The sequence below is a fragment of the Albimonas pacifica genome (assembly GCF_900113695.1).
In the GTDB taxonomy this organism is placed as follows: domain Bacteria; phylum Pseudomonadota; class Alphaproteobacteria; order Rhodobacterales; family Rhodobacteraceae; genus Albimonas; species Albimonas pacifica.
Genome location: NZ_FOQH01000005.1, coordinates 420,624 through 442,180 on the forward strand (window position 1 = coordinate 420,624; position 21,557 = coordinate 442,180).

The 21,557-nt window shown below is 73.7% G+C and carries 22 protein-coding genes and 1 tRNA gene; 17 read left to right on the forward strand and 6 right to left on the reverse strand.

Going from position 1 to position 21,557, the window contains the following annotated elements; genetic code table 11:
- Positions 1–299: 299 nt before the first annotated feature.
- Together BM064_RS13060 and BM064_RS13065 are read left to right on the forward strand one after the other, a co-directional pair.
- A complete protein-coding gene (locus BM064_RS13060; protein ID WP_092860209.1) occupies positions 300–830 on the forward strand; it encodes an antirestriction protein ArdA in 531 nt (176 codons plus the stop codon).
- Between the two features lie 2 nt (positions 831–832).
- A complete protein-coding gene (locus tag BM064_RS13065; RefSeq protein ID WP_092860210.1) occupies positions 833–1,135 on the forward strand; it encodes a hypothetical protein in 303 nt (100 codons plus the stop codon).
- A 342-nt stretch (positions 1,136–1,477) separates the two neighbouring features.
- On the opposite strand, the gene BM064_RS13070 is transcribed toward BM064_RS13065, so the two are convergent.
- Positions 1,478–1,551, reverse strand: a tRNA-Gly gene (locus tag BM064_RS13070).
- 782 nt (positions 1,552–2,333) lie between these two features.
- On the opposite strand from BM064_RS13070, the gene BM064_RS13080 reads away from it, so the two are divergent.
- From BM064_RS13080 to BM064_RS13120, 9 genes are all read left to right on the forward strand, one after another.
- Positions 2,334–3,155 carry an alpha/beta fold hydrolase gene (locus tag BM064_RS13080; RefSeq protein ID WP_092860212.1) on the forward strand — a complete coding sequence of 274 codons (822 nt, stop codon included), beginning with the start codon at positions 2,334–2,336 and terminating at the stop codon, positions 3,153–3,155.
- Between the two features lie 52 nt (positions 3,156–3,207).
- The gene (locus BM064_RS13085) at positions 3,208–3,903 is read left to right on the forward strand and encodes a hydrolase (RefSeq protein WP_092860213.1); all 696 of its coding nucleotides are present in this window, start codon (positions 3,208–3,210) and stop codon (positions 3,901–3,903) included.
- 79 nt (positions 3,904–3,982) lie between these two features.
- Positions 3,983–4,825 (forward strand): efflux RND transporter periplasmic adaptor subunit, encoded by an 843-nt coding sequence (locus BM064_RS13090; protein ID WP_177236243.1) that lies wholly within the window; start codon positions 3,983–3,985, stop codon positions 4,823–4,825.
- A complete protein-coding gene (locus tag BM064_RS13095) occupies positions 4,822–6,459 on the forward strand; it encodes an MFS transporter (protein WP_092860215.1) in 1,638 nt (545 codons plus the stop codon). The genes BM064_RS13090 and BM064_RS13095 overlap by 4 nt, the downstream gene beginning before the upstream one ends.
- Complete coding sequence (locus BM064_RS13100; protein ID WP_092860216.1) at positions 6,456–6,755, forward strand: DUF1427 family protein; 300 nt, start codon at positions 6,456–6,458, stop codon at positions 6,753–6,755. Before BM064_RS13095 ends, BM064_RS13100 begins: the two co-directional genes overlap by 4 nt.
- A 23-nt stretch (positions 6,756–6,778) precedes the next feature.
- A complete protein-coding gene (locus BM064_RS13105) occupies positions 6,779–8,650 on the forward strand; it encodes an amidohydrolase (protein WP_092860217.1) in 1,872 nt (623 codons plus the stop codon).
- A gap of 4 nt (positions 8,651–8,654) precedes the next feature.
- Positions 8,655–9,113: a DoxX family protein gene (locus BM064_RS13110; RefSeq protein ID WP_092860218.1), complete on the forward strand. Its 459-nt coding sequence runs from the start codon at positions 8,655–8,657 to the stop codon at positions 9,111–9,113.
- 74 nt (positions 9,114–9,187) lie between these two features.
- On the forward strand, positions 9,188–9,811 hold the full coding sequence (locus BM064_RS13115; RefSeq protein WP_092860219.1) for a response regulator transcription factor: 624 nt from the start codon (positions 9,188–9,190) through the stop codon (positions 9,809–9,811).
- Between the two features lie 197 nt (positions 9,812–10,008).
- Positions 10,009–11,631 carry an ATP-binding protein gene (locus BM064_RS13120; RefSeq protein ID WP_092860220.1) on the forward strand — a complete coding sequence of 541 codons (1,623 nt, stop codon included), beginning with the start codon at positions 10,009–10,011 and terminating at the stop codon, positions 11,629–11,631.
- A gap of 24 nt (positions 11,632–11,655) precedes the next feature.
- Here BM064_RS13120 and BM064_RS13125 read toward each other — a convergent pair whose 3' ends face one another.
- From BM064_RS13125 to BM064_RS13135, 3 genes are all read right to left on the reverse strand, one after another.
- Positions 11,656–12,171 carry a helix-turn-helix domain-containing protein gene (locus BM064_RS13125; protein ID WP_218161031.1) on the reverse strand — a complete coding sequence of 172 codons (516 nt, stop codon included), beginning with the start codon at positions 12,169–12,171 and terminating at the stop codon, positions 11,656–11,658.
- Positions 12,172–12,312: 141 nt separating this feature from the next.
- A complete protein-coding gene (locus tag BM064_RS13130; RefSeq protein WP_092860222.1) occupies positions 12,313–12,966 on the reverse strand; it encodes a response regulator transcription factor in 654 nt (217 codons plus the stop codon).
- A 108-nt stretch (positions 12,967–13,074) separates the two neighbouring features.
- A complete protein-coding gene (locus tag BM064_RS13135; protein WP_092860223.1) occupies positions 13,075–13,977 on the reverse strand; it encodes a LysR family transcriptional regulator in 903 nt (300 codons plus the stop codon).
- 126 nt (positions 13,978–14,103) lie between these two features.
- Between BM064_RS13135 and BM064_RS13140 the strand changes: the two genes are divergently transcribed.
- The 4 genes from BM064_RS13140 (at position 14,104) to BM064_RS13155 (ending at position 17,477) form a co-directional block, all read left to right on the forward strand.
- Positions 14,104–15,030 (forward strand): VOC family protein, encoded by a 927-nt coding sequence (locus tag BM064_RS13140; RefSeq protein WP_092860224.1) that lies wholly within the window; start codon positions 14,104–14,106, stop codon positions 15,028–15,030.
- An 87-nt stretch (positions 15,031–15,117) separates the two neighbouring features.
- On the forward strand, positions 15,118–15,756 hold the full coding sequence (locus BM064_RS13145) for an alpha/beta hydrolase (RefSeq protein ID WP_245779144.1): 639 nt from the start codon (positions 15,118–15,120) through the stop codon (positions 15,754–15,756).
- 18 nt (positions 15,757–15,774) lie between these two features.
- Positions 15,775–16,464, forward strand: coding sequence for a pirin family protein (locus tag BM064_RS13150; RefSeq protein WP_092860225.1), 690 nt, complete (start codon positions 15,775–15,777; stop codon positions 16,462–16,464).
- Positions 16,465–16,532: 68 nt separating this feature from the next.
- A complete protein-coding gene (locus BM064_RS13155) occupies positions 16,533–17,477 on the forward strand; it encodes a pirin family protein (protein WP_092860226.1) in 945 nt (314 codons plus the stop codon).
- Positions 17,478–17,539: 62 nt separating this feature from the next.
- Here the strand turns inward: BM064_RS13155 and BM064_RS13160 are convergent, their stop codons facing one another.
- Positions 17,540–17,935 (reverse strand): RidA family protein, encoded by a 396-nt coding sequence (locus tag BM064_RS13160; protein ID WP_092860227.1) that lies wholly within the window; start codon positions 17,933–17,935, stop codon positions 17,540–17,542.
- A gap of 116 nt (positions 17,936–18,051) precedes the next feature.
- On the opposite strand from BM064_RS13160, the gene BM064_RS13165 reads away from it, so the two are divergent.
- Together BM064_RS13165 and BM064_RS13170 are read left to right on the forward strand one after the other, a co-directional pair.
- A complete protein-coding gene (locus BM064_RS13165; protein ID WP_092860228.1) occupies positions 18,052–18,651 on the forward strand; it encodes a TetR/AcrR family transcriptional regulator in 600 nt (199 codons plus the stop codon).
- A gap of 236 nt (positions 18,652–18,887) precedes the next feature.
- Complete coding sequence (locus tag BM064_RS13170) at positions 18,888–20,036, forward strand: alpha/beta fold hydrolase (protein WP_092860229.1); 1,149 nt, start codon at positions 18,888–18,890, stop codon at positions 20,034–20,036.
- 228 nt (positions 20,037–20,264) lie between these two features.
- Here BM064_RS13170 and BM064_RS13175 read toward each other — a convergent pair whose 3' ends face one another.
- Positions 20,265–21,473 carry an acetyl-CoA C-acetyltransferase gene (locus BM064_RS13175; protein WP_092860230.1) on the reverse strand — a complete coding sequence of 403 codons (1,209 nt, stop codon included), beginning with the start codon at positions 21,471–21,473 and terminating at the stop codon, positions 20,265–20,267.
- Between the last annotated feature and the right edge of the window lie 84 nt (positions 21,474–21,557).

The window sequence follows — 21,557 nt, forward strand, 5'->3', positions numbered from 1 at the left end:
CTGAAACGTCCCGGCCATACGGTAACGATCCCTCGCGCATATGCTGACCTAAGGTCAGCGATCAGGCGCGGCCTTGTGCCGCGATCTTCTTCCGGCGGCTTTGGCCGCCTTTTCTGTTTCGGGCCTGCGGCCCCTTTGCCGTCAAGGCCAAGCCCTTTCGGGCGGAATACGGCGACCGTGTAGTCGCTGCGCTCCGGCCCGCACCATCCGCCGTTTTCCGGTCTGGACGGCAAGAACCCCGCTCATTGCCGCGTGGCTAGTCGGTTGCATGCGCAACCGCTAACCCAAAGGAAAAAACAATGAGAAACAACACCACGACAGAACAACCCCGCATCTATGTGGCCTGTCTTGCGGCCTATAATAACGGCTATTTGCACGGCGCGTGGATCGACGCCGCGCAGGAGCCATGGGCGATCTATGACGCTGTGCGCGTCATGCTGAAGGCTTCCCCCATCGAGAACGCCGAGGAATGGGCGATCCATGATTATGAGGGCTTTGGCGGCATCCGCCTGTCAGAATACGAAGGTTTCGAGCGCGTCAGCCAGCTTGCGGCCTTTATTGCCGAGCATGGCGACATCGGTGCGGCCTTGCTGGACTATTACAGCGGCGATCTGGACGAGGCACGGCAGGCTTTGGACGACCGCCACCTTGGCGCATATGCCAGCCTTGCCGATTACGTGCAGGACGTAACGGAGGAAACAACCGCGATTCCTCAATCCTTGCGCTACTATATTGACTGGCAAGCCATGGCGCGGGATGCCGAATTGAGCGGCGACCTGTTCACCATCCAGACCGCACATGACGCCGTGCATGTGTTTGCGGGGTGCTGACCATGGAACAGCAACCCCAAATCCAAATCCACCGCTTCACATGGCAAAGCATCGAGATTGAGACCATCTATAACCCCTGTAGATGGGGCGTAATCGCCCACCTTGAAATCCGCAGTATCAAGCCCGAGCGTGCGCCGCTGCCGATCACGGAAACAGGCTATCGCTCGCATTTCCACCCGTGCGGCACCATGGAGGCCAACGGCGGTGACGTTGTGGCGCATATCACGGCATGGCTGGACGAGGAAGCCGCCACACCTGCATGGCGGCGCTACGTTGAAGCCAGTCGGCAAGGTACATTGTTTTGAAAGACAGAAAGGCCGCTCAACCGTGAGCGGCCTTTCTGTCTTTCATCCCGCCCGACCCACCCCTGAACGGTCGGCGCGGCTTAGGCCGCGCCGTTATTGCCGGCAGCATCCTACGCTCTGATACGGCGCGCCGCACCACAGCGGCAGCAACGAGGTGATCTAGAATCGTTTGATGATCCGGCAGGGCAAGCCGACTGATCGGCACGTTTGCGGGGCATCAGAACGCACACTGCGCGCGCGTCCGCGAAGCGATTCCGCAAATCTTTCTGCACAATACCTACACAGGCCAAAATGGCCTATTTTTATCTTTATATTTCAGATGGTTCGACAAATCCAAAGATTTGGAGCGGGTGAAGGGAATCGAACCCTCGTCGTAAGCTTGGGAAGCTTCTGCTCTACCATTGAGCTACACCCGCCTTGATCGCTGATCTACGTGTCCGCCCCGCGCCCGTCAAGACGCCGCGCGCATCGCGCGCGCCTTTCCGCAACGGCCTTCCGGGTGGTTCGCGGAGCGCCGCTTCCGCCGCGCGCCGCGCGGCCCGCGACGCGGCTCGGCTTGCGGGGCGCGGCGACCCAGGGGGCTCGCGACGCGCTTGCCCGCCACCGGCCCGACGCGCCGCGCCATCAGGTTCGTCTCGGGCAGCCAGCCCGCCCGGATCGTGCAGTCGACGCCTCACGCGGAGAGGTCGACGAAGCGGTCGGCATCGGCGGGCGGGGTGGACCTGAAGGCGCGGCGCGCGGAGGGCGAGACGCCGCCCGCGACGGCCGTTTCGACGACGGCCGCCGGGTCGTCGAGATCGACGTCGGCGGTCCGCGCTCCGGGAGGGGCGGGCCAGGCGCGCCGCCCGACGCAGGGCCCCGGCGGCGACGGCCGCGCGCCCGGGCCGCCCGCGCGCGACCTAGGGCCGGCGCCCGGGCCGTCCGTCGGCAGCGCACGCCGCGGGCGGGCCTTTGACCGCAGGCCTGTCCAGATCGCGTCGGTTTCGGACAATCCCCGCACGGCCCGTCGGCGCGATCCTCCCGCCCAAGCCGCCCCGAGGAGCCTCCGCATGACGCCCCCTTCGCCCCGGCCCGCCGCCCGCCGTCGCACGGGCGGCGAGGACGCCGCGCTCCGCCCCTTCCGCCGGGCGCGAGGCGCGCGGGCGGTTCCGTTCCCGGCGCCGGCCCGCCCGGCGCCCTCCAGTCAGGACCTGTTTCCATGAGCCGCTTCACCACCTCCGACGGCGTCGAGATCTTCTTCAAGGACTTCGGCGCCGGCCGGCCCATCGTGTTCTCCCACGGCTGGCCGCTGAGCGCCGACGCCTGGGAGCCGCAGATGCTGTTCTTCGGGTCCCGCGGCTTCCGCGTCGTCGCCCACGACCGCCGCTCCCACGGCCGCTCCCAGCAGGTGTGGGAGGGCAACGACATGGACCGCTACGCCGACGACCTGCACGAGCTGCTGGAGCATCTCGACCTCCACGACGCGGTGCTGGTCGGCCACTCCACCGGCGGCGGCGAGGTGGCGCGCTGCATCGGCCGCCACGGAACGGCGCGGATCTCGGGCGCGGTGTTGGTGGGCGCGGTGCCGCCCCTGATGCTCAAGACCGAGACCAACCCCGAGGGCCTGCCGGTCGAGGTCTTCGACGGGATCCGCGCGGGCGTCGCGGCCAACCGCTCCCAGTTCTTCCAGGACCTCGCCGTCCCCTTCTACGGCCACAACCGCGAGGGGGCGACAGTCTCGAAGGGGCTGCAGGACGCCTTCTGGCGCCAGGGGATGCAGGGCGGGCTGAAGGGCCTGCACGACTGCATCCACGAGTTCTCGGAGGTCGACTACTCCGCCGACCTCGCCGCCATCGACGTGCCTGCGCTGTTCGTCCACGGCGACGACGACCAGATCGTGCCGATCGCGGCCTCGGCCGAGAAGGCGGTGAAGCTGGCCCCGAAGGGCGTGCTGAAAGTGGTTCCCGGCGGCTCCCACGGGCTGGTCGAGACCTCGCCCGACGTCTTCAACGCCCTGCTGCTCGACTTCCTCGCCGCCTGAGCGCGCGGCGGCGACGCTCCCCCCGATCCCAGACCGACGACAGGAGGCTCCCATGTCCGGCAAACTCGACCTGCTCACCCCGCAGAACAGCCAGCTCATCTTCATCGACCAGCAGCCGCAGATGGCCTTCGGCGTGCAGTCGATGGACCGCCAGGCGCTGAAGAACAACGTGGTGGCGCTGGCCAAGTCCGCGAAGATCTTCTCGATCCCCACCACCATCACCACCGTCGAGACCGAGGGCTTCTCGGGCCACACCTACCCCGAGCTGCTGGCGGTGTTCCCGCAGGCGCCGCTGCTCGAGCGGACCTCGATGAACTCCTGGGACGACCAGAAGGTGCGCGACGCGCTGGCCGCCAACGGGCGCAAGAAGGTCGTCGTCTCGGGCCTGTGGACGGAGGTGTGCAACTGTTCCTTCGCGCTCGAGGCGATGCGCGACGGGGGCTACGAGATCTACATGGTCGCCGACGCCTCCGGCGGCACCAGCCTTGCCGCGCACGACTACGCCATGCAGCGCATGGTGCAGGCGGGCTGCATCCCGGTGACCTGGCAGCAGGTGATGCTGGAGTGGCAGCGCGACTGGGCCCGGCGCGACAGCTACGACGCGGTGATGGACGTGGTGCGCGAGCATTCGGGCGCCTACGGCATGGGCGTCGATTACGCCTACACCATGGTCCACAAGGCGCCCGAGCGCGTGACCCATGGCGAGACGCTGGCCCCCGTCCCCGCCGCCGCCCACGCCGCCGAGTGAGGTCCGCCGCCGCCGCGCCTGTCGGCGCGGCGGCGGCCCCGGCCGATCTCCGACCCCGTCCCCGTTCCCGGAGCCGCCCATGTCCCTCGCCCGATCCGTCCCGGCCCTCGTCCTCGCGGGGGCGGTCTCGCTGGCCCCGCCCGGGCCGCTGGCGGCGCAGGAGATGCTGTTCCAGGGCCGGATCGAGGCCGCCAACCGCGCCACCCTGACCACCGGGCGCGACGGCAAGGTGGTCGAGGTGCTGTTCGGCGGCGGCGAGGCGGTGGAGAAGGGCGACCCGCTGATCCGCCTCGACGACGCCTTCCAGGCCCTCGACCTCGAGATCGCCGCGGCCGAGGCCCGCGCCGCCCGGGCGCGCGCCGAGCTCGCCCGGGCCGAGGCCGCGCGGATGGAGGAGCTGGGCCGGCGCGACGTCGCCTCCGCCGCCCGGCTCGACGCCGCGCGCGCCCAGGCCGAGGTCGCGGCCGCCGACGCCGAGCGCGCCGCCGCGCAGGAGCGCGCGGCCCGCCTGCGGCTGGAGCGCAGCGTGCTGCGCGCGCCGCTCGCCGGGCGCATCGGCGCGCCCGCCGTCGCGGTGGGCGATTTCGTCGAGGCCGCCGTGGGCCCGCCGCTCGCCGAGATCGTGCAGCTCGATCCGCTGATCGTGGCCTACCAGGTGCCCTACGACGACCGCCTCGCGGCGCTGCGCCGGGCGGGGGCGAGCGATCTTGCGACGCTGTTCTCCCGCCTCGCGCTCGAGGTGCGCACGGCGGGCGGCGCGCTGAGCGCGGGGCCGCTCCGCCCCGAGCACGCCGACGCCACCGTCGATCCCGCCACCGGCATGCTGACCGTGCGCGCGCGCCTGCCCAACCCCGACGAGCTGTTCCGCCCGGGGATGCGGGTCGAGGTCGTCTCGACCCTCGCGCCGGAGGCGGCGCGATGAGCGCGTCGCCCGAGGCCCCGGCGCCCGTCTCCGCCTTCGCGCCCCTGCGCGAGCGGGTCTTCGCCGCGCTGTGGGTGGCGACGGTGGTGGGCAACACCGGCTCGTTCATGCGCGACGTGGCCAGCGCCTGGATGGCCGCCGAGATCGCGGGCTCGCCCGCGGCGGTGGCGACCGTGCAGGCCGCCGCCACCGCGCCCGCCTTCCTGCTGGCGCTGCCGGCGGGGGTGCTCGCCGACATCGTCGACCGGCGCAAGCTGCTGCTGGGCGTGCAGCTGCTGATGGCGGCGGCGAGCCTCGCGCTGTCGCTGCTCGCCTTCGCCGATGCGTTGACCCTGCCGCTTCTGGTGGGGCTGACCTTCGTCGCCGGCGTGGGCGCGGCGCTGATGGGGCCGGTCTGGCAGTCGATCGTGCCCGAGCTCGTCTCCCGCCCCCAGCTCAAGAGCGCGGTGGCCCTGAACTCTCTGGGGGTGAACATCTCCCGCTCCATCGGGCCCGCGCTGGGCGGGCTGCTGCTGGCGGGCGTGGGGGCGGGGACGACCTATCTCGCGGACGTCTCGAGCTATGTGTTCGTCATCGCCACGCTGCTGTGGTGGCGCCGGCCGGCCGCGGCCGACGACGGGCTGGCCGAACGCTTCCCCGGCGCCTTCCGCGCCGGCCTGCGCTATGCCCGCGCCTCGTCCGAGCTGCGCCGCACCCTGCTGCGCGCGGCGATGTTCTTCCCCTTCGGCGCCTCGGTCTGGGCGCTGATGCCGCTGGTCTCGCGCGACCTGCTGGGGGGGGACGCGGGCTTCTACGGCGTGATCCTCGGCGCGGTCGGCGCGGGCGCCATCGCCGGGGCGGTGGCGCTGCCGGCGCTGCGCGCGCGCTTCGACAACGACGCGATCCTGCTGGGCGCGGCGCTGCTGACGGCGCCCTGCGTGGCGGCGCTGGCGCTGGGGCCGCCCAAACCCGCGGCGCTGGCGCTGGCGCTGCTGATCGGCGGCGCCTGGATCGCGGCGCTGACCACGCTCAGCGGCACCGCGCAGGGGGTGCTGCCGAACTGGGTGCGGGGCCGCGGCCTCGCGGTCTACCTCACCGTGTTCAACGGCGCGATGACCGCCGGAAGCCTGGGCTGGGGCCTCGCGGCCGAGCAGCTGGGCCTGCGGGGCGCGATGCTGCTCGCGGCGGCAGGCCTGGCGCTGTCGGCGCTAGTCGCGCGCCGCCTGCCGCTGCCGGCTGGGGACCAGGACCTCTCGCCCTCCAACCACTGGCCCGAGCCCGCGGTGGCGGCCGAGCTCCAGCACGACCGCGGCCCGGTTCTGGTGACGCTCGAGTATCGCGTCGCCGCCGCGGACCGGATCGCCTTCCGCGACGCCGCCGCCCGCCTCGCCCCCCAGCGCCGGCGCGACGGCGCCTACGCCTGGGGCCTGGCCGAGGACGCCGCCGACCCCGAGCGCATCGTCGAGTGGTTCATGGTCGAGAGCTGGGCCGAGCACCTGCGCCAGCACGCCCGCGCCGCGGGCGTCCAGGCCGACCTGCAGGGCGCCCTGCGCCGGTGGCACCGCGGCGAGGCCCCGCCCGAGGTCCGCCACCTCGTCGGCCTGCCGCCCGCCGGCCGCGATCCCCGCCCGCTCCCGGAAGGAGACAAGCCATGAAGATCTATCTCGTGTCGCTGGGCTGCGGCCTGCTGGTCGGCGTGATCTACAGCCTCCTGCAGGTCCGCTCGCCCGCGCCGCCGGTGGTGGCGCTGGTCGGGCTGCTGGGGATCCTGCTCGGCGAGCAGGCCCTGCCGCTGCTGCGCTGGATCGGGACCGAGGCGAAGACCGCCGCGGTCGAGCGTCGCCTGCCGCAACCCTGCCTCGACCACCTGTTCGGCGAGCTGCCCAGCGCTCACCGCGCCTCCGGGCCCGCCTGTCCGCCGCAGCCTCCCTCCGCCGACGACCGCGGCTGATCCCCCGACAAGGAGCATCCCCGATGCATCCCGACCTGATCCTCATCGACGGCCGCGTGACCACGCTCGACCCTGCGGCGCCCGAGGTCTCGGCCCTCGCCGTCCGCGACGGCGTGATCGTGGCGACCGGCGACGACGCCGAAATCCTGGCGCTGGCCGGGCCCGACACGGCGCGCATCGACCTCCACGGCCGCCGGGTGCTGCCGGGGCTGATCGACAACCACACCCACGTGATCCGCGGCGGGCTGAACTTCAATCTCGAGCTGCGCTGGGACGGGGTGCGCAGCCTCGCGGACGCGATGGCGATGCTGCGCGCCCAGGTGGCGGTCACCCCGCCCCCGCAATGGGTGCGCGTGGTCGGCGGCTTCACCGAGACGCAGTTCGACGAGAAACGCCTGCCCACGCTCGACGAGATCAACGCCGTCGCCCCCGACACGCCGGTGTTCCTGCTGCACCTCTACGACCGGGCGCTGCTGAATCGCGCCGCGCTCCGCGCGGTGGGCTACGACCGGAACACCCCCAACCCGCCGGGCGGCGAGATCCAGCGCGACGCGAACGGCGAGCCCACCGGCCTGCTGCTGGCCAGGCCCAACGCCGGGATCCTCTATGCGACGCTGGCGATGGGGCCGAAACTGCCGCCGGAATACCAGCTCAACTCCACCCGCCACTTCATGCGCGAACTGAACCGGCTGGGCGTCACCGGCGTGATCGACGCGGGCGGCGGCTTCCAGAACTACCCCGAGGACTACGAGGTCATCGAGAAGCTGCACGCCGACGGCGAGCTGACCGTGCGCCTCGCCTACAACCTCTTCACCCAGAAGCCGAAGGAGGAGACCGAGGACTTCCTGCGCTGGACCCGTTCGGTCAAATACCGCCAGGGCGACGATTATTTCCGCCACAACGGCGCGGGGGAGATGCTGGTGTTCTCCGCCGCCGACTTCGAGGATTTCCGCGAACCCCGCCCCGAGCTCGCCCCCGAGATGGAGGGCGAGCTGGAGGCGGTGGTGCGCATCCTCGCCGAGAACCGCTGGCCCTGGCGCCTGCACGCCACCTATGACGAGACCATCTCCCGCGCGCTCGACGTGTTCGAGCGGGTGGACCGCGACATCCCGCTGGCCGGCCTCAACTGGTTCTTCGACCACGCCGAGACGATCTCCGAGCGCTCCATCGACCGCATCGCCGCGCTGGGCGGCGGGGTGGCGGTGCAGCACCGCATGGCCTACCAGGGCGAGTTCTTCGTCGAGCGCTACGGCGCCAGGGCGGCCGAGGCGACGCCCCCGGTGAAGCGGATGCTCGACAGCGGCGCCCGCGTCTCCGCCGGCACCGACGCCACGCGGGTGGCGAGCTACAACCCCTGGGTCTCGCTGAGCTGGCTGATCTCGGGGCGCACCGTCGGCGGGCTGGTCCTGACGCCCGAGCGCAACCGGCTCGACCGCACCCAGGCGCTCAGGATGTGGACCGAGAACGTGGCCTGGTTCGCGGGCGACGAGGGGCGGCGGGGGCGGATCGCGCCGGGGATGCTCGCGGACCTGATCGCGCCCGACCGGGACTATTTCGCGGTGCCCACCGCCGAGATCGCCGACCTGACCTCGGACCTGACGATGGTGGGCGGCCGGGTGGTCTTCGCCAAGGGCGCGTTCGCCGCGCTCGACGCGGGCGGGCCGCCGCCGGCGATGCCGGACTGGTCGCCAGTGAACGCCTGGGGCGGCTACGCCGGGTGGAAGGCGCCCGGCGCGGGGCAGGCCGTGGCGCGGGCGGCCGCCTCGGGCTGCGGCTGCGGCTCGGCCTGCGCGGTGCACGGCCACGACCACGCCCACGCCTGGGGCGGCGGCGTCCCCACGCGCGACCTCAAGGCCTTCTGGGGCGCGCTCGGCTGCGCCTGCTGGGCGGTCTGAGCCGATGGCGCCGCATGTTCCCCCCGCCGCGCGCCGCGTCCTGGTCTGGCTGGGCCTGCTCGGCCTCTGCGCGGCCTATCTGCAGGGCGCGATCGCCAAGCTCTTCGACCGCGAGGCGGCGCTGGCCGAGATGGCGCATTTCGGGCTCGAACCGCCCTGGCTCTTCGCCGTCGGAGTGGTGGCGTTCGAGTTCTGCGCCTGCGCCATGGTCCTCGCCGGCCGTTGGCGGCGGCCGGCGGCGGCGGCGCTCGGGCTCTTCACGCTGGCGGCCACGTTCCTGGCGCTTCGCTGGTGGCAGATGCCGCCGGGGCTTGACCGCAGCCTCGCCGCCAACGCCTTCTTCGAGCATCTCGGCCTCGCCGGCGCCTGGCTCCTGGTGGCGATGGGCGCGGTCGAGGCCCTGCGGGGCGACCCCGTTCCCGCGCCGGAGCCGTCGCGCCCGCGCGACGCGGGACCCGCATGACCCCGCGCCCGGGCCCGCGGCGCCCGCGCCCCGAGGAGGAGCCGAAGCCGTGACCCGGACGCGCGCCTGCGGCCATGGACGCTGACGAGGAGGGGCCCGCCCCTACCGTCTTCGTCGTCGACGACGACGCCGACGTGCGCGAGGCCGTCGACGGGCTGCTGCGCTCGCTCGGCCTGCGGGTGGAGTGCTTCGCCTCGACCGAGGCCTTCGTCGACGCCGGGCGCCTGGAGGCGCCGGGGTGCCTGGTGCTCGACATCCGCCTGCGCGGGCGCAGCGGGCTGAGCTTCCTCGCCGGCCTGCGCGCCGAGGGGTCGGCGACGCCGGTGGTGGTGATGAGCGCCCATGTCGACGTGCCCATGGCGGTGCAGGCGATGAAGGACGGCGCGCTCGACGTGCTCGCCAAGCCCGTGCGGCCCTCCGACCTGATCGAGGCGGTGAACCGGGCGCTGGCGCTGGACGCCGAGCGGCGGCGGGAGCGGCGCGCCCTCGACGCCCTGCGCCGGGCCCATGCCTCGCTGAGCGAGCGCGAGCGGGAGGTGATGGAGCGGGTGACCGACGGCGCCTCGAACCGCGAGACGGCGGCCGCGCTGGGCATCGCCGAGGCGACGGTGAAGATCCACCGGGCCGCGGCGATGCGCAAGATGGGCGCGCGCAACCTGCCGGAGCTGGTCGACGCCGCCCGCCGCCTGCGCCCCTGACGCCTGCGCCGCCGCCGCGGCGCCCGCGCCCGGCGCCGATTGCCTATGAAGATCGCTCCCGCTATCCCGGCGCTGGAAGCATCCGGCGACGGGCGGGGGAGCGAGCGCGACATGGGCCGGCGAGATCAGCGAAGGCTCGACCCCGGCGCGCGCGCCTCGCGCCGGCCGGCGCCCCGTCGCGCGCTTCGGCCGGCCCGATGAGCCCGCACCCGCGCCCGGACCGGAGCCGCTGCGCAGAGGCCCCGCCCCCGGCGTCCCGGCAGGGGGAGCCGCAGGTCCTGCTGATCTCGACCGAGCGGCCGGGGCGCGCGGATCTCGCGCAGGCCGGCGCGGTGGTGGGGCTGCTGGTCGCGGCGCTGCTGCTCGTGGCCCCGTCCGCGACCGTGCGGCTGCCGGGGACCGAGCCGCTGACCGCGGCCTATGTCGCCGCCACCCTGATCTGCCAGATGCTGACCGCCGGTCTCCTGCTGGGGGTGAACGCGGTGCAGCCCACGCGCGGGCTGCTGACGCTGGCGGCGGGCTATCTCTTCGCGGGCGCGATGATCGTGCCCTGGGGCCTGTCCTTCCCGGGCGCCTTCCCGGCGCTGGAGGGGGCGGGGCGGCTGAACGCCACCGCCACCATCGCCGCGGTCGCGCGGCTGGGCTTCCCGCTCTTCGTGCTCGCCTACGCCCTCGCGCCCGCGGGGCGGCCCGCGGGCGCCCGCGGGCCCGGCCGCGGGGCCACGGCCGCCGCGCTGGCCGCGGTCGTGGCGGGGGTCGCGGGCCTGGGCTGGGCGGTGCTGTTCACCGACATGCCGCTGCCGCCCTTCATGCGCGACGCCCTGCACGTGGCGCCCCTGTGGCGGGCGGTGCCCCCGACGGCGGTCGCGATCTGCCTCGTCGCCATCGCGGCGCTGGCGCGCCGCTTCGCCTCGCTGCTCGACCTGTGGCTGATCGTGGTGCTGATCTCGCTGATCATCGAGATCGCGCTGCTCGCCTGGCTCTCGGGGGGGACCCGGCTGACGCTGGGCTGGTGGGCCGGGCGGCTGTTCGGCCTGGCGGCGGCGAGCGTGGTGCTGGCGGTGCTGCTGATCGGCGCCGCGCGTCTCTACGCCCGCCAGGCCCGCGCCGCCTTCGCCGCGGACCGGGCCCGCGAGAGCCGGCTGACCCTGGTCGAGGCGATCTCGGGCGCGCTGGCCCATGAGCTGCGCCAGCCGCTCGCCAGCATCGGCCTGGGCGCGGCGGCGGGGCTGCGCTGGCTGCGGCGCGACCCGCCCGACCTGCGCGAGGCCGAGGCGGCGCTGGAGCGCATCCTCGTCGTCGGCGAGCGGGCCGCGCAGGTGATCGACGCGGTGCGCGGCTCCTACCGCGGGGAGGATGCGGACCGCGTGCGGGTCGACGTCGCGGTGGCGACGCGCGAGGCCATCGCCCGCAGCCGCCAGGAGGCCGAGCTCGAACGGGTGGTGATCCGCACCGACCTCGCGCCGGACCTGCCGCCGGTGCTGATCGACCCGCTGAAGCTGCAGCTCGCGCTGGTCAACCTGATGCGCAACGCCATCGACGCGATGCGCGACGTGACCAGCCGGCCGCGGATCCTCTCGGTGACCGCCGCGCGCGAGGGGGAGATGGTCGCCATCGCCGTGCGCGACACCGGCGAGGGCCTGCCGGAGGGCTGGGAGGGGCGGCTCTTCGCCAACGTCTTCACCACCAAGCCCGAGGGCATGGGCGTGGGCCTGATGTTCTGCCGCACCATCGTCGAGACCGCCGGCGGGCGCATCGAGGCCGAGCCGAACCTCTCCCACGGGGCCGTGTTCCGGATCTGGCTGCCCGCGGCGGAGTGAGACGGCGAACGGGGGGCCTTGCGCTCAATGCTCCTGCCGGTAGGTGCGCCGCCAGGCTAGGGGCGTCGCGCCCACGTGGCGGCGGAACAGGCGCGTCAGATGCGCCTGGTCGGCGAGCCCGCACTGCAGGGCGACCTGGCTCAGCGGCTCGGCGGTGGTCAGCATCAGGTCCTGGGCGCGCTCGATCCGCCGGCTGACCACGAAGGCATGGGGCGTCTGGCCGACGCTCGCCTTGAAGGCGCGGCAGAAGTGCCCCTCGCTCAGCCCCGCCACGGCGGCGAGCTCGGCCACCGCGATCGGGGAGGCGAGGCGGCGGTCGACATGCGCCTCGACCCGGCGCAGCCGCCAGGGGGCGAGACCGCCGCGGGCGATGGCGCCCGGGCCCTGCGCGGAGTCGGAGGGCGCCTCGATCAGGGCGGCGAGGCGGCGCAGGCATTCGCGCGTGCGGCGGGCGTCGCGCTCGAGCGAGGCTTCGGCGTCCGCCAGCAGGCGGCTCGCCACCGCGCGCTCGGCGGGCGCGAACATGGATTGGCGCAGCACCCTGGATCCTCCCGGCCGTCGTCCCTGCAGACAGCCTAGGCGGCGGGGGCGCGAGGCGTCAGATGGACCCTCGGCCTCGGGGATCAGCCGTTGCGGCGAGCGCGCCTATCCCATGGTATAGGGCGGCCGGGGCAGGGGGCGTCAGTCGCCGTCGCGCTCGAGCGCGGCCGCCATGCGCACGAGCTCCGCCACGGTGCGGGCCTGCATCTTGCGCAGCATGCTGGCGCGGTGGACCTTCACGGTGATCTCGGCGATCTCGAACTCGGCGGCGATCTGCTTGTTCAGCCGCCCCTGCGCCACCCGCCGCATCACCTCCCGCTCGCGCGGGGTCAGGCTCGCGAGCCGGGCGCGCAGGTCGTCGAGCGCGCTCTCCGCCTCGCGCAGCTCCCGGTGGCGGGCGAAGGCCTGCTCGACCGCGTCGAGCAGCGCCTGGTCGCGGAACGGCTTCACCAGCATGTCCAGCGCCCCCGCCTGCACCGCGCGCACCGCCATCGGCACGTCGGCATAGCCGGTGACGAAGACGATGGGCACGATGCAGCGCCGCTCGGCGAGGCGGGCCTGAAGCTCGAGCCCCGTGAGCCCCGGCATCACCACGTCCGCCACCAGGCAGGCGGCGCCGGGGGGCATCGGGCCCGCCAGCAGCTCGGCGGCCGAGGCGAAGAGGCGCGTCTCGATCCCCACCGAGCGCAGCAGCGAGTCGATCGCCGCGCGCGCGTCGGCGTCGTCCTCGACCACCACCGCCACCCGGTCCGGGGGACGGTCGCGATCGGATCGCGTCGGCGCCGGTTGCGTCACGTCGAGCCCTCCTCGGGCGCCGCGGCAGGGGACCGGCGGCGCGCGGCCATTGGTTGACGGCGGAAACCTGCCGCCGTCAAGTCCCCGCCGCCCCGGGGCGGGGCGCGCTCATACCGGGCGGGTCCGGGTGACGTGCACCTCGAAGAAGTCCGAGAAGGCCGCGACCCGCCGCGGCAGCCGCTCGTAGGGCGGATAGTAGAGGGTCAGCCACAGCGGCGGCGCCTCCCACTCGGGCAGGATCTCCTCCAGCGCGCCGGAGCGCAGCTTGTCCTCGACCATGAAGCGGGGCAGCAGCGCCGCGCCCTGGCCGCGGGCGGCGAGCTCGGCGATCAGCTCGCCGTTGTTGGCCGCGACCGGGGCGCCGGCGGTGGCGCGCATGCGCCGGGCGCCGCGGCTGAGCTCCCACACCTCCGGCCCCGCCTCCGGCCCGTGGCCCAGCAGCGCCCAGCCGCCCAGCGCGCCGGGATCGGCCGGGCGCCCCTCGCGCGCCAGCAGCGCGGGCGAGGCCACCAGGCAGCGGCGCACCGGGCAGATCCGCCGCCAGATCGTCAGCTTGTCGGAGGGCTGGCCGGAGATGCGCACCGCCAGGTCCGCCGGCTCGGCCATCACGTCGATCAGCCGGTCGGTGAGCGTCACCGAGAACTCCACCGCCGGGTGGGTCTCGCGGAAGGCGGCGATGGCCTCGGGCAGCATCCGCCGGCCCAGCGAGATCGGCGCGTTGATCCGCAGCCGGCCCGAGAGCGCCCCGGTGTCGGCGCGCAGGTCCTCGGCCGCGACCTCGATCCCCTCGACCAGCGGGCGCACCCGCGCGGCATAGGCCGCCCCCGCCGCGGTCAGCGAGACCCTTCGCGTGGTGCGCAGGAGGAGCTGCACGCCCAGCCGCGTCTCCAGCGCGCCCACGGCGCGGGTCACGGCGGCCGGGCTCTGGCCCAGGCGCCGGGCGGCGGCGGCGAAGCTCTCCTGCGCCGCCACTTCCAGGAACACGCGAAGGGTCTCCAGCTCGCCGGGCATCGGATCGTTCCGCAAACTGCAATGATGTCCGACGATTTATTGCGGTTCTCGGCAGGGCTGTCACCCCCCATCTTGGGCTGGACGACGGGCGCCCCCCCTGGCCCCGCGAAGCCGAAGGACGAAGCTATGAAGATCAACGGTCTGCATCACGTGACGGCGCTCGCCTCCGGCGCGCGCGAGAACAACGCCTTCTACACCCACGCGCTGGGACTGCGCCGCGTGAAGAAGACGGTGAACTTCGACGCCCCGGACACCTATCACCTCTACTACGGCGACGAACTGGGCCGGCCGGGCACGGCGATCACCTACTTTCCCTTCGCCGGCATCGGCAAGGGCGCCAAGGGCGCCGGCACGACCTCCGAGGTCGCCTACTCGATCCCCCTCGGCGCGGCCGACTGGTGGGCCGAGCGGCTCGACGCCCTGGGCGTGCCCCACGCCCGCCGCGACGGGCCCTTCGGTGAGACCGGCCTGAACCTGGCCGGGCCCGACGGCGAGGCCATCGCGCTGGTCGAGGTGGCGGATGATCCGCGCGAAGGCTGGACCGGCGGCGGCGTCGAGGCCGCCCACGCGATCCGCGGCTTCCACGGCGTGACCCTGACCCTGCGCGAGACGGCGCGGACCCAGGCGCTGCTGGAGACGATGGGCTACGCGGTGGCGGGCGTCGAGGGCGCGCGCACCCGGCTGAAGGTCGCGAACGGCAACGGTGCGGACGTCGTCGACCTGGTCGCCGACGCCGAGGCCCCCCGCGCCATCGAGGGCGCGGGCTCGGTCCACCACATCGCCTTCTCGGTCCCCGACCGGGAGGCGCAGGACGAGGCGCGGCGGATCCTGACCCAGGCCGGCGCGCAGATCACGCCGCCGATCGACCGGGATTACTTCTGGGCGATCTACTTCCGCACCCCGGGCGGCGTCCTGTTCGAGATCGCCACGGCCGAGCCGGGCTTCGACCGCGACGAGGCGCCCGAGGCGCTGGGAACCGCGCTGAAGCTGCCCCGCCAGCACGAGCGCCTGCGTTCGCGGATCGAGGAGATCCTCGAGCCCATCGACGCCTGACCCCGACGGAGGGGGGGATCGGTCCCCCCTCCCCCCCTCCGCCCCCCCTCCGCCCCAATCCGCCCCTTCGAGCAGGAGAGCCGAGCCATGACCCAGGTCGCCACCGACCGCATCGGACCCGTCGACGGCCGCATCGCGCTGGTGCGCCCGCCGCGCCGCCCCGGCGCGCCGCTGGTCTTCGCCTTCCACGGGACCGGCGGGGACGAGAGCCAGTTCGCGGACCTGCTCGCACGCCTCCTGCCCGAGGCCGGCGTGATCGCGCCGCGGGGCGAGGTCTCCGAGCATGGCGCCGCGCGCTTCTTCCGCCGCAAGGCGGAGGGCGTCTACGACATGGCCGACCTCGAGACCCGCCGCGACGCGCTGGCCGCCTGGATCGGGGCGCGCATCGCCGAGCATCCGGGCTCGCCGGCCTGGGCGCTCGGCTATTCCAACGGCGCCAACATCCTGGCCGCCATGGCCTTCACCACGCCGGGCCTTTTCGAACGGCTGGCCCTGCTGCACCCGCTGATCCCCTGGACGCCCGCGCCCCAGCCGGGGCTCGCCGGCGCCCGGGTGCTGATCGGCGGCGGCGCCCGCGACCCGATCGCCCCGCGCGAGGGGACTCAGGCGCTCGCCGAGTGGTTCCGCGCCCAGGGGGCGCAGACCCGCCTCGCCCTGCATCCGGGCGGACACGAGGTCCGGCCGGAGGAGCTGACCGCGCTCGCCGAACTGTTCGGCGAGCCCTGAGCGGAAAGGAGACGCGCGATGACCCACCTGATTCACGAGAGCATGAACCGCGGCCGCAGCCGTCTGGGCTGGGTCGACGCGTTCCACAGCTTCTCCTTCGGCGGCTTCCACGACCCCGAGCGCATGGGCCACGGCCGGCTGCGGGTGCTCAACGAGGACCGCATCGCCCCCGGCGCGGGCTTCCCGCCCCATGACCATGCCGACGTCGACGTGCTGACCGTGGTCCTCAAGGGCCGCCTGCGCCACGAGGACGACATGGGCCATGTCGAGGAGATCGCCGCCGGCGAGGTGCAGCTGATGCGCGCCGGGTCGGGCGTGACCCATTCCGAGGCCAACCCCTCGCCCGACGAGGCGGCCCAGGCCCTGCAGATCTGGCTGATCCCCCGCCTGCGGGGCGGCGCCCCGGCCTACGCCCGCGCCCGCCTGCCGGAGGGGGAGGGGCCGCACCTGCTCGCCTCCGGCGACGGGGCGGGGCTGCTGACGCTCGGCTCGGACGTGCGCGTCTGGTGGGGCCGGCCGGAGGAGGGCGCGCGCACCCGCTTCGACCTCGCCCCCGGCCGCAAGGGCTTCGTGCAGCTCGTCGAGGGTTTCGGCATGATGGAGGACGAGCGGCTGGTCGCCGGCGACGGCCTCCAGGTCGAGGAGACGCCGCCCGAGTTGCTCTGGGCCTCGCAGGGCGCTTACCTCTTCTTCGACCTGCCCGCCTGAGCCTGTCGGGGGCGCCCGCCGCGCCCCCGATCCGCCCCCCCGATCCGCCTGCAACGGAAGGACGCGCCATGAGCTGGAACCCCACCCAGAACCCCGAGTGCCCGGAGGCCGGCGGCCTCGACTCGATCGAGACGCTGATCATCCCCCGGGCCCGCGACCTCGGCGGCTTCGAGGTGCGCCGGGCGCTGCCCGCGCCCAAGCGCCAGATGGTCGGCCCCTTCATCTTCTTCGACCAGATGGGCCCGGCCGAGTTCCTCACCGGCGGCGGCATCGACGTGCGCCCGCACCCGCACACCGGGCTCGCGACCGTCACCTACCTCTACAAGGGGGAGTTTCATCACCGCGACTCCACCGGGGCCGACCAGATGGTCTATCCCGGCGAGGTCAACTGGATGATCGCGGGGCAGGGCGTCACCCACTCCGAGCGCACCTCCGAGGAGATGCGCCGCAAGCCCGGCTCGCTGTTCGGCATCCAGACCTGGGTGGCGCTGCCCGACGAGGCCGAGGACGTCGACGCCGCCTTCGAGCACCACGGCAAGGCGGCGCTGCCCTTCCTCGAGGACGGCGGAGTCTCGACCCGCCTGATCCTGGGCCACGCCTGGGGCGCGAAGGCCCCGGTGAAGACCTTCACCGAGACCTTCTACGCCGACGTGGCGCTGGCGCCGGGCGCCTCGCTGCCGCTGCCCGACGACCACGAGGACCGCGGCGTCTACATCGTCGAGGGCGCGGTGGAGATCGCGGGCGAGCGGTTCGAGGCCGGCCGGATGATGGTGTTCCGCCCCGGCGACCGCATCAGCCTGAAGGCGGGCGAGCAGGGGGCGCGGCTGATGGCGCTCGGCGGCGAGACGCTGAACGGGCCGCGCTACGTGTCGTGGAACTTCGTCGCCTCCTCGCCCGAGCGCATCGAGGAGGCCAAGCGCGCCTGGGCGGAGGGCGACTTCGCCCATGGCCGCTTCGCCCTGCCGCCCGGCGACACGGCCGAGTTCATCCCGCTGCCCGACGCGCTGCGCTGACCGCGGGGGCCTGCGCGGAAGGGGCGCGATCCGCCGGATCGCGCCCCTTCGCCGTCTGCGCCTCAGGCCTGGGGGAGGCGGGCGATCACCTTGATCTCGAAGTCGAAGCCCGCGAGCCAGGTGACGCCCACGGCGGTCCAGTTGGGGTAGGGCGCCTCGGGGAAGGCCCGGCTCTTGGCCGCGAGCACCGTCTCGAACTGCGCCTCGGGATCGGTGTGGAAGGTGGTGACGTCGACGATGTCCTCCAGCCCCGCGCCGGCCGCGGCCAGCACCGCGCGCAGGTTGTCGAAGGCGAGGTCCACCTGCTTGGCGAAGTCCGGCTCGGGCGAGCCGTCCGGGCGGCTGCCCACCTGGCCCGAGACGAACAGGAGGTCGCCCGAGCGGATCGCGGCGGAATAGCCGTGGGCGTCGTAGAGGGCGTGGCGCCCTTCGGGGAAAACGGGTTCGTTGCGGAGCATGGCGGTCGTCCTTTCGGGACTCGCCCCGGGGGGCGGTTTCACATACGTTGTGTATGTGAATTGGTCACATACGCCGCGTATGTCAATGGGCGACGCGCACGGAGAACGGAGGAGCCATGGCGGCCAGGCGGGCGGAGATGATGGCGGAGACCCGCGCCAAGCTGATCGCGGCCGGGCGCAGGGCCTTCGCCGAGAAGGGCTATGCGGCGACCTCGATGGACGACCTGACCGCCGCGGTCGGGCTGACGCGCGGCGCGCTCTATCACAATTTCGGCGACAAGCGCGGGCTGCTGGCCGCGGTGGTCGACCAGGTCGACGAGGAGATGGCGACCCGCGCCGCCGCCGAGGCCGAGCGGCGGGGCGGCGACGACTGGGAGAAGCTGCTGATCGAGGGCGTGGCATACATCGAGGCCGCGATGACGCCCGAGGTGCAGCGCATCGTGCTGCTCGACGGGCCGGCGGTGCTCGGCGATCCCTCGAACTGGCCGAGCCAGAACAAGTGCCTCGCCGCCACCATGGACTGTCTCGCGCGGCTGGCCGGAACGGGGCGGATCAAGCCGGTTTCGATCGAGGCGGCGGCGCGGCTGCTGAACGGCGCGGCGCTGAACGCGGCCCTGTGGGTGGCGGCGAGCGAGAGCCCCGACGCGGTGCTGCCCGAGGCGATCGAGGCCTTCACCCACCTCGCCTCCGGCCTGCTGGTGCGCGAGCCCGCCTGACGCAGCCGCCGCTTCGTCGGCGCCGCCCTGGCGCCGGACCGGAGCCGCCGGCGCGGGGGCCCTGTGGGGCGGCGGTCTCGCGCCGTCGGGCGGGTCGGTCGGGCGACGCCCGGCGGGCGGAGCGGGGGGCTTCCGGGGCGCCGGGATCGCTGATTTCACCGACCGGCCGGTTGACAGGCGGGGCGGCGGCGGCGCTCCATGCCCCTCCCTGGAACCGGCATGAAGGCGGGACTGCGATGACCTCGACCCTGGCGGATGCGCCGCTGCCCCCCTCGATCCGCGTGCGGCGGGTGGACGGGGTCAACGGCCTCTCGATGCAGATCCTGGAGGCGGGGCACGAGACGCCGGACCGCCCGCTGGCCCTGCTGCTGCACGGGTTCCCGGAGCTCGCCTACAGCTGGCGCAGGGTGATGCCGGCGCTGGCCGAGGCGGGGTTCCACGTCGTCGCTCCCGACCAGCGGGGCTATGGCGGCACCACCGGCTGGGACGGGCGCTACGACGGCGACCTCGCGGCCTCGCGGATGCTCAACCTCGCCACCGACGCGCTGACCCTGGTGCGCCGGCTGGGGCGGGAGCGGGCGGAGCTGCTTGTGGGGCACGACTTCGGCTCGCCGGTCGCTTCCTGGGCCGCGCTGACCCGGCCGGACGTCTTCGAGCGCGTGGCGCTGATGAGCGCCCCCTTCGCCGGCCCGCCGCCGCTGCCCCCGGGCCCGGCCGAGCCGCCGGCGCCCGACATCGACGCCGCGCTCGCCGCCCTGCCGCGGCCGCGCAAGCACTACCAGCACCACTACGCCACCCGCGAGGCGGAGGCGGAGATGCTGGGCGCCCCCCAGGGCCTGCACGCCTTCCTGCGCGCCTACTACCACATGAAGAGCGCCGACTGGGCGCAGAACGCCCCGCACCCGCTCGACGGCTGGACGGCCGAGGCGCTGGCGCAGATGCCGACCTACTACGTCATGGACCGCGCCTGCGGGATGGCGGAGACGGTGGCCCCGCACATGCCCGATGCGGAGACGCTCGCCGCGAACGACTGGCTGACGGACCCGGAGATGGCGGTCTATGCCGAGGCCTTCGCCCGCACCGGCTTCCAGGGGGCGCTGAACTGGTATCGCTGCAGCCTAGACCCCGCGCAGCTTCGCGAACATCGGCTGTTCGCGGGGCGGCGGATCGAGGCGCCGGCGATCTTCCTCGCCGGGGCCAGCGACTGGGGGATCTACCAAAAGCCCGGCGCCGACATCCGCGCCATGGACGACCGCGCCTTCGCGCGCTTCCACGGCGTGCACCTGATCGAGGGCGCGGGCCACTGGGTGCAGCAGGAGCAGCCCGAGGCGACCGTCGCCCGCCTGCTGGCCTTCGCCGCCGAGACGGGCCTCGCGCTGGGCTGAGAGGGGCGCGCAGGGCGGCCGTCCAGCGACCTCGCCACGCCCGGCCCGGGACGGGCGGCGGGCGGGAGGCCCCGGGTCGAGCCCGGGGCGCCCGCCGGGGCGGGCGGCACGCGAAGCGTTCCCGAGGCGCACGCTGCGGCGGGCGGCACGCGAAAGGCCCCGGGAGCGCCCGGGGCCTTCCTTGATGGGTCTGCGCGGGGGCCGCGGGACCCCCGGGGCTCGGACCCCTCAGGCGGCCTTGAACAGCGCCGCGAGGCCCTGGCCGCCGCCGATGCACATGGTCTCGACCGCGGTTTTCGCGCCCGAGCGCTTCATGTGGTTGAGCATGGTCGCCAGGATCCGCCCGCCGGTCGCGCCGACCGGGTGGCCCAGCGAGATGCCCGAGCCCATCGGGTTCATCCGCTCGAAATCCGATTTCTCGAACTTCCACTCGCGGGTGCAGGCGAGCGCCTGGGCGGCGAAGGCCTCGTTGAGCTCGATCAGGTCGATGTCCTTGAGCGACATCTCGGCCCGCGTCAGCATCTTGGCCACCGCCGGCACCGGCCCGATGCCCATGCGGTTGGGGGCGACCCCCGCCACCGCCCAGCCCGAGAGCGTGGCGAGCGGCGTCAGCCCATACTTCGCCACCATCGCGCCCGAGGCCACGATCGCCGCCGAAGCGCCGTCGTTCTGGCCCGAGGCGTTGCCCGCGGTCACCGTCGCGTCGGGGTCCTGGCGGCCCATGATCGGGCGCAGCTTCGAGAGCGCCTCGAGGTTCGCGTCGGGGCGGGGATGCTCGTCCGTCTCCACCACCACGTCGCCCTTGCGGGTCTTGATGGTGATCGGGACGATCTCGTCGCGGAACAGGCCCCCCTGCTGGGCCGAGACGGCGCGGGCGTGGGACTCGACCGCGAACGCGTCCTGCTCCTCGCGCGGGATCGAATAGTCGCGGCGCAGGTTCTCCGCCGTCTCGATCATCCCGCCGGGAACCGGGAAATTCTTGCCGCCGGCGGTGACGCGGCCGCGGGTCAGGCTGTCGTGCAGCATCATGCCGCCCGCCTTGGCGCCGTAGCGGCCCTCATGGGTGAAGAACGAGGCGTTGGACATCGACTCGGCCCCGCCCACGATCACCAGGTCCGAGCCGCCCGAGGCGACCTGCAGGCAGCCGTAGATGATCGCCTGCAGGCCCGAGCCGCAGCGACGGTCGAGCTGCAGCCCGCCCGCCGTCTCCGGCAGGCCGGCGTCGAGCGCCACCACGCGGCCGAGCGCGGGCGCTTCCATCGACGGGTAGCACTGGGCGAAGAGGACGTCGTCCACGTCCTCGGGCGCGATCTCGGTGCGCTCGAGCAGGGCCTTCACGACGGCCGCGCCCAGCTCGTGGGCCATCACCGGCTTCAGCGAGCCGCCGAAGCCGCCGACCGGGGTGCGCAGGGGGGAGCAGATATAGGCGTCGTTCACGGGTTTCCTCCTGTCGTGCGGCCGGTAGGACCGCCTGTCGGGCGCGACCATACCCAACCGCGCGCGGCAAGCCTATGGGCGGGC

Coding starts and splice junctions, on each gene's coding strand:
- BM064_RS13140 (WP_092860224.1), top strand. CDS start 14,104: ATGAAGATCAACGGTCTGCATCACGTGACGGCGCTCGCCTCCGGCGCG.
- BM064_RS13155 (WP_092860226.1), top strand. CDS start 16,533: ATGAGCTGGAACCCCACCCAGAACCCCGAGTGCCCGGAGGCCGGCGGC.
- BM064_RS13090 (WP_177236243.1), top strand. CDS start 3,983: ATGTCCCTCGCCCGATCCGTCCCGGCCCTCGTCCTCGCGGGGGCGGTC.
- BM064_RS13100 (WP_092860216.1), top strand. CDS start 6,456: ATGAAGATCTATCTCGTGTCGCTGGGCTGCGGCCTGCTGGTCGGCGTG.
- BM064_RS13110 (WP_092860218.1), top strand. CDS start 8,655: ATGGCGCCGCATGTTCCCCCCGCCGCGCGCCGCGTCCTGGTCTGGCTG.
- BM064_RS13145 (WP_245779144.1), top strand. CDS start 15,118: ATGACCCAGGTCGCCACCGACCGCATCGGACCCGTCGACGGCCGCATC.
- BM064_RS13085 (WP_092860213.1), top strand. CDS start 3,208: ATGTCCGGCAAACTCGACCTGCTCACCCCGCAGAACAGCCAGCTCATC.
- BM064_RS13105 (WP_092860217.1), top strand. CDS start 6,779: ATGCATCCCGACCTGATCCTCATCGACGGCCGCGTGACCACGCTCGAC.
- BM064_RS13150 (WP_092860225.1), top strand. CDS start 15,775: ATGACCCACCTGATTCACGAGAGCATGAACCGCGGCCGCAGCCGTCTG.
- BM064_RS13160 (WP_092860227.1), bottom strand. CDS start 17,935: ATGCTCCGCAACGAACCCGTTTTCCCCGAAGGGCGCCACGCCCTCTAC.
- BM064_RS13065 (WP_092860210.1), top strand. CDS start 833: ATGGAACAGCAACCCCAAATCCAAATCCACCGCTTCACATGGCAAAGC.
- BM064_RS13060 (WP_092860209.1), top strand. CDS start 300: ATGAGAAACAACACCACGACAGAACAACCCCGCATCTATGTGGCCTGT.
- BM064_RS13165 (WP_092860228.1), top strand. CDS start 18,052: ATGGCGGCCAGGCGGGCGGAGATGATGGCGGAGACCCGCGCCAAGCTG.
- BM064_RS13135 (WP_092860223.1), bottom strand. CDS start 13,977: ATGCCCGGCGAGCTGGAGACCCTTCGCGTGTTCCTGGAAGTGGCGGCG.
- BM064_RS13115 (WP_092860219.1), top strand. CDS start 9,188: ATGGACGCTGACGAGGAGGGGCCCGCCCCTACCGTCTTCGTCGTCGAC.
- BM064_RS13080 (WP_092860212.1), top strand. CDS start 2,334: ATGAGCCGCTTCACCACCTCCGACGGCGTCGAGATCTTCTTCAAGGAC.
- BM064_RS13120 (WP_092860220.1), top strand. CDS start 10,009: ATGAGCCCGCACCCGCGCCCGGACCGGAGCCGCTGCGCAGAGGCCCCG.
- BM064_RS13095 (WP_092860215.1), top strand. CDS start 4,822: ATGAGCGCGTCGCCCGAGGCCCCGGCGCCCGTCTCCGCCTTCGCGCCC.
- BM064_RS13170 (WP_092860229.1), top strand. CDS start 18,888: ATGACCTCGACCCTGGCGGATGCGCCGCTGCCCCCCTCGATCCGCGTG.